This is a genomic window from Phenylobacterium sp., from assembly GCF_024508875.1.
In the GTDB taxonomy this organism is placed as follows: Bacteria; Pseudomonadota; Alphaproteobacteria; order Caulobacterales; family Caulobacteraceae; genus Phenylobacterium.
Genome location: NZ_JANINU010000157.1, coordinates 1 through 5552, shown reverse-complemented (window position 1 = coordinate 5552; position 5552 = coordinate 1). Strand labels below are relative to the sequence as shown.

The 5552-nt window shown below is 72.7% G+C and carries 7 protein-coding genes; 3 read left to right on the top strand and 4 right to left on the bottom strand.

The window, feature by feature from the left end; translation table 11 throughout:
• Positions 1 to 28 precede the first annotated feature (28 nt).
• Entirely contained in the window at positions 29 to 778 is a 750-nt protein-coding gene (locus tag Q0L11_RS12720) for a creatininase family protein (RefSeq protein ID WP_296597699.1), read from the top strand.
• A gap of 35 nt (positions 779 to 813) precedes the next feature.
• Here Q0L11_RS12720 and Q0L11_RS12715 read toward each other — a convergent pair whose 3' ends face one another.
• From Q0L11_RS12715 to tsaD, 4 genes are read right to left on the bottom strand one after another with little or no spacing between them, the layout of a single operon-like run.
• Positions 814 to 1179 carry a Rieske (2Fe-2S) protein gene (locus tag Q0L11_RS12715; protein WP_296597698.1) on the bottom strand — a complete coding sequence of 122 codons (366 nt, stop codon included), beginning with the start codon at positions 1177 to 1179 and terminating at the stop codon, positions 814 to 816.
• Positions 1166 to 1450, bottom strand: coding sequence for a YciI family protein (locus Q0L11_RS12710; RefSeq protein WP_296597697.1), 285 nt, complete (start codon positions 1448 to 1450; stop codon positions 1166 to 1168). Before Q0L11_RS12710 ends, Q0L11_RS12715 begins: the two co-directional genes overlap by 14 nt.
• Positions 1451 to 2440: an NAD(P)H-dependent glycerol-3-phosphate dehydrogenase gene (locus tag Q0L11_RS12705; protein ID WP_296597696.1), complete on the bottom strand. Its 990-nt coding sequence runs from the start codon at positions 2438 to 2440 to the stop codon at positions 1451 to 1453.
• Positions 2437 to 3540: a tRNA (adenosine(37)-N6)-threonylcarbamoyltransferase complex transferase subunit TsaD gene (gene tsaD, locus Q0L11_RS12700; RefSeq protein ID WP_296597695.1), complete on the bottom strand. Its 1104-nt coding sequence runs from the start codon at positions 3538 to 3540 to the stop codon at positions 2437 to 2439. The genes Q0L11_RS12705 and tsaD overlap by 4 nt, the downstream gene beginning before the upstream one ends.
• Positions 3541 to 3609: 69 nt before the next feature.
• On the opposite strand from tsaD, the gene hemC reads away from it, so the two are divergent.
• The gene (gene hemC / locus Q0L11_RS12695) at positions 3610 to 4587 is read left to right on the top strand and encodes a hydroxymethylbilane synthase (protein WP_296597693.1); all 978 of its coding nucleotides are present in this window, start codon (positions 3610 to 3612) and stop codon (positions 4585 to 4587) included.
• Positions 4588 to 4678: 91 nt separating this feature from the next.
• Entirely contained in the window at positions 4679 to 5383 is a 705-nt protein-coding gene (locus Q0L11_RS12690) for a uroporphyrinogen-III synthase (RefSeq protein ID WP_296597692.1), read from the top strand.
• Positions 5384 to 5552: the final 169 nt, after the last annotated feature.

Genomic DNA, 5552 nt, shown 5'->3' with positions numbered 1-5552 from the left:
ATCGAATCCACGCGAAGGCGTCCTCCCCATGCTGCTGCACCTGTCCACCTGGGCCGAGATCGAGGGCTTCCTCGGACGGTCGAAGACGGTGGTGATCCCCATCGGCTCGAACGAACAGCACGGCCCCACCGGCCTGCTCGGCACCGACTGGCTCTGCCCCGAGATCATCGCCCACGAGGCCGAGAAGACCGGCGACATCCTGGTCGGGCCGACCTTCAACATCGGCATGGCCCAGCACCACCTGGACTTCCCGGGCACCATCGCCCTGCGCCCGTCCACCTTCATGCTGGCCATCGGCGACTGGTGCCGCAGCCTCAGCCACGCCGGCTTCGAGAAGCTCTACTTCCTGAACGGTCACGGCGGGAACGTCGCGACGATCGAGGCCGCTTTCTCGGAGCTCTACGCCGAGGCCAGCTACGCCGGCCGCCAGCGTGGCTTCGCCTGCAAGCTGAAGAACTGGTGGGACCTGGCCGGCGTCACCGCGCTCGCCAACCGGCAGTTCCCGGTGGGCCACGGCAGCCACGCGACGCCGTCCGAGATCGCGGTGACCCAGTGGGCCTATCCGGGCTCGATCAAGTCGGCCAACTACGCGCCCCAGATCGCGCCCACCGGCCCGATCCGCGAAGCCAACGACTTCCGCGCCCGCTACGCCGACGGCCGCATGGGTTCCGACCCCGGCTTGGCGACCCCCGAGAAAGGCGGCGAGCTGGTGAAGCAGGCCGCGGCCTCGCTGCTGCAGGACGTGGCCGAGTTCGGCGCGGAGCGGGCGCCGGGCTGAAACCCCCTCGGGGAGGTCCCAAAGGGGGGGGGCCGCTACGCCGTAAACACCTCGCCCCCACGCAGCTCCACCGGCCACGGCGCGAGCCGCTCGTCGGCGCACGGCCCCGCCACGCACAGCCCGTCCAGAGTGAACAGCGCGCCATGCCCGGCGCACAGGATGTGGCGGTTGTCGCGGGTCAGGTAGCGGTCGTCCATCGGCGCCAGCGGCCAGCCGGCGTGGGGACAGGAGTCCACATAGCCGCGAACGGCCTCGCCCTCGCGGATCACGAAGCCGGCGAACATCCGGGTATCCTCGCGGAAGCGGAAGCTCTTGCCGCCGGGGTCCTTGATCTCGGCGAGCGCGCACAGGCGCACGCCGGCGGGCGGGCGGGCCGGGTTGTCCGGCTCAGATCTGGCCAAAGGTGATCTTCACCGGGTTCAGCTCGACCTGCCGCCAGAGGCCAGCCTGGGTGTAGGGGTCGGCGTCGTTGAAGGCCTGGGCCGCCGCCTTGTCGGCCACGTCCAGGATGAACATCGAGCCGGCCATGCCGCCCGCGTCATCGAACATCGGCCCGGCGATCTTCACGTCGGCCGCGCGGCTCTGGACATAGGCCAGGTGGCGCTCGCGGGTCGCCATGCGCAGGTCGATGGAGTCCGCCTTGTCGAGGCAGTGGAGGACGAAGGTCGGCATTCAGTTTTCCTCACGCAGGGGTCGGGAAAGCAGGCCGCGGATGGCGTCGTCGACACCGACCTCGCCGGCCAGGATGGCGGCCACGGCTTCGCAGATCGGCGTCTCGACGCCCAGGCGGGCGGCGAGCTGGCGCACGGCCGGCGCCGAGGCGACGCCCTCGGCCACCGACAGCTTGCCCGCCAGGGCCTGTTCCAGCGTCTGGCCGCCACCGAGCGCCAGGCCGACGCTCATGTTGCGCGACTGCGGGCTGGAGCAGGTGAGCACCAGGTCGCCCAGGCCGCAGAGCCCCGCCACGGTCTCGGCCTCGCCCCCCAGCGCCACGGCCAGGCGGGTCAATTCGGAGAAGCCGCGGGTGATCAGCGCCGCATGGGCCGAGCGGCCCAGGCCGCGGCCCTCGACGATCCCGCAGGCGATGGCCAGGACATTCTTCACGGCCCCGCCGGCCTCGGCGCCGATCATGTCGGTGGCGAAGTAGGGCCGGAAGGTCGGCGTCGCGATGGCTTCGGCCAGTTCTTCGGCGCAGGCGGTGTCGGAACAGGCCAGGGTGACGGCCGTCGGCAGGCCGCGCGCCACCTCGCCGGCGAAACTGGGGCCCGAGAGCACTGCGGCCCGCGCCTGCGGCACGGTCTCGGCCAGCACCTCGGTCATCAGCTTCAGCGACCCCTGCTCGACGCCCTTCGAGCACAGCAGGATCGGCAGACCGTCGCGCGCGTGGGCCGCGAAGGCGGAGAGGGCGCTGCGCATGTGCTGAGCCGGCGGCACGGCCAGGATGAGATCGCAGTTCGCCAGGTCGGCAAGGTCGCCCGTAGCGCGGATCATCGGGTCCAACGGCACGCCGGCCAGGAAGGTCGCGTTCTCGTGCCGGGCGTTGACGGCTTCCACCACCTCTGGCTCGCGCGCCCAGAGGATCACGTCGCGTCCGGCCCGTGCGCAGACCTGGGCCAGGGCCGTGCCCCAGGCGCCGCCGCCGATCACCCCTGCGCGCTTCATGCCTTCGCTCCCTTGCGGCCGGCCTTGTGGGTGGGGCTGGTGGCCGCGGCCGCGGCGTCCAGCGGCCAGCGTGGACGCGCAACGGCGTCCAGCGGGTCGGAGATCCCGGCGGCCAGCCGCTCCGCGCCGGCCAGCGCGATCATGGCCGCGTTGTCGGTGCAGTAGGCCAATGGCGGCGCGGCGAAGCTGAAGCCGCGCTTCGACGCCGTCTCCTCCAGCTTCGCGCGGACGGTCCTGTTCGCTGCGACGCCCCCGGCGACCACGAACCGCAGGCCCGTTGCCTCGTGCTCGGCGGCATAGGCCTTCATGGCCCGGTCCGACTTCTCGGCGAGCTGGTTCGCGATCGCCGTCTGCACGGCGGCGGCCAGGTCGCGGCGCTGGTCGTCCGTGCTCACGCCGTCGGCCAGCCGTGCCGCCGCGGTCTTCAGGCCCGAGAACGAGAAGTCGCAGTCCTTGCGGCCCAGCAGCATGCGCGGCAGCTCGAAAACCGCCGGGTCGCCGCCGGCGGCCAGCTTCTCCAGCGCCGGGCCGCCGGGATACGGCAGGCCCATCGCCTTGGCGATCTTATCGAAGGCCTCGCCGGCCGCGTCGTCGATGGTCGAGCCGAGTCGCCGGCAGGCCCCGATGCCGTCGACGCTCAGAAGCTGGCAGTGCCCCCCCGACACCAGCAGCAGAAGGAACGGATAGGGCAGGTCCGCGCCCAGACGCGCGGAGACGGCGTGGCCCTCCAGATGGTTCACCGCCACCAGCGGCAGGCCTCGGGCCAGGGCCACCGCCTTGCCGAACGACAGGCCAACCATCACCCCGCCCACCAGGCCCGGCCCCGCCGTCGCGGCCACGCCGCCCAGGTCCTCGTAGCCCAGGCCGGCCTCGTCCAGGGCCCGCGCGGCGATGGAATCGATGGTCTCCACATGCGCCCGCGCCGCGATCTCGGGCACCACGCCGCCGAACGGCGCATGCTCGGCGATCTGGCTGCCCACAATCGAGCTCAGCACCTCGGCGCGGCCGTCCTCATGCAGCCGCACGACCGACGCCGCGGTCTCGTCGCAGCTTGTCTCGAGGCCCAGGACAGTGAGGGGAGCGGTGTAGGTGGCGGTCATCCGGTTGCCGGGGCAGGCCCGCTCCTGTAGCAGGCCTCTCGATATCCGCTCCGAGGTAGACCGCCGACCGTGCCTTCGCAACCTGCCGCCAATCCGGGCCAAGTGCGCATCGGGGCGCGCGGCTCCAAGCTCAGCCTCGCCCAGGCGGGCCACATGCAGCGCCGCATCGCCGCCGCCCTGGGCGCCGATCCCGCGAACCCCGCCGAGGTCGAGGCGGTCGCGCCGCTGATCGTCATCACCACCACGGGCGACAGGGTGCAGGACCGCCGCCTGCTGGAGATCGGCGGCAAGGGCCTGTTCACGAAGGAGATCGAAGAGGCGCTGATCGAGGGCCGGATCGATTGCGCCATCCACTCGATGAAGGACATGCCGGCCGAGTTGCCGCCCGGCCTTTGCATCGCCGCGATCCCGGAGCGCGAGGACCCGCGCGACGCCTTCCTGAGCCGGGACGTGGCGCGGCTGGAGGACCTGCCCCAGGGCGCGCGCCTCGGCACCGCCAGCCTGCGTCGGCAGGCCCAGTCGCTGTACCGCCGCCCCGACCTGGACGTGCAGATGCTGCGCGGCAATGTCGACACGCGCCTGGCCAAGCTGGCCGCCGGCGAGGCCGATGCGATCCTGCTCGCCTACGCCGGCCTGCGCCGGCTGGGGCTGGGAGACCTGCCGAAGAGCCTGATCGACCCGAAGGAGGTCCCGCCCGCGCCGGGCCAGGGCGCGCTGGCGATCGAGACCCGCGAGGCCGACCGCGACCTGCCCTGGGTGGTGGGCTTGCGCTGCGAGACGACGACCCTGTGCGTCACCGCCGAGCGCGGCGCCCTGGCGGCGCTGGAGGGGTCGTGCAAGACGCCCATCGGCGCCCACGCCTGGCTGGAGGGCGGCACGATCCAGCTCATCGTCGAGGCGCTGGCGCCCGACGGCTCGGCGCGCTTCCGCCATGCCGGCGACACCGAGATCTCACAGCTCTCGGATCCGCTGGCCTCGGCCCGCGATCTCGGCTTCTCCCTGGGCCAGGCGATCAAGGCCGAAGCCGGCGACGCCATCGTCCTCTGAGCCTTCCGTCGCGGGCGACCGTTGAACATTGGTCCGCAGCGCCGCATCGTCGTTGGTGAAAGTGCAACGGCTCAGCTAACAGGATCGCCGCATGGCAGGCGGCAGGCAGAGAATCTGGATCACCCGCGCCCAACCGGGCGCCGACGTCACCGCCGATCGCGTGCGGGCGCTGGGCCATGACGCGGTCGTCGCGCCGCTCCTGGCGGTCCGCGTGCTGCCCGACGTCGCCATCCACCTGGACGGTGTCGCCGCTCTGGCGTTCACCAGCGCCAACGGCGTGCGCGCCTTCGCCGACGCCAGCGGGGAGCGCGGGCTGAAGGTGTTCGCGGTGGGCGCGGCAACGGCCCAGGCGGCCCGGCAGGCGGGCTTCAAGTCGGTGCTCTCAGCCGATGGCGACGTGGAAGCCCTGGCCGAGGGTATCGCATCCCGGCGAGGTGAGTTGCGCGGCGCGGTCCTTCACCCGGGTGCGATGGAGCCGGCGGGCGACCTCGCCGGAGCGCTGGAGAAGCAGGGCGTCGCGGCGCGCCGGCTAGTGCTCTACGAGACCGCGCCAGTGGACCTCACCGAGGCCCAGGCCGATCGGCTGACCCGCAGCGACGCTGTGCTATTGCATTCGCCGCGCGCCGCCCAGGTGCTGGCCAAGGTGCTGAAGACGCATCCGGCGCCCGACATGCGCGCCCTGGGCCTCTCGAAGGCGGTGGTGCAGCCGCTGGCCCGCACGCGGCTGGCGGCCAAGGCGTTTCCGCCCTTCCCGCTGGAGGCCGCGCTGCTCAACCTTATCGACCGGCGGCCCTGAGCGATGAGCGCCGGCGAGCCCGACCTTCCCAGGGATCCCGCGGCGTACAGGCCGAAGCCGCTCGGCGGCGCCGGCGCCTGGGCGCTCGTGGCGTTCGGCGTGCTCTGCGTCCTGGGCGGGGCCGGCGTCGCGCTGGTCGCGCCCCGGCTGCTGGCGTCGAGGCCTGCGC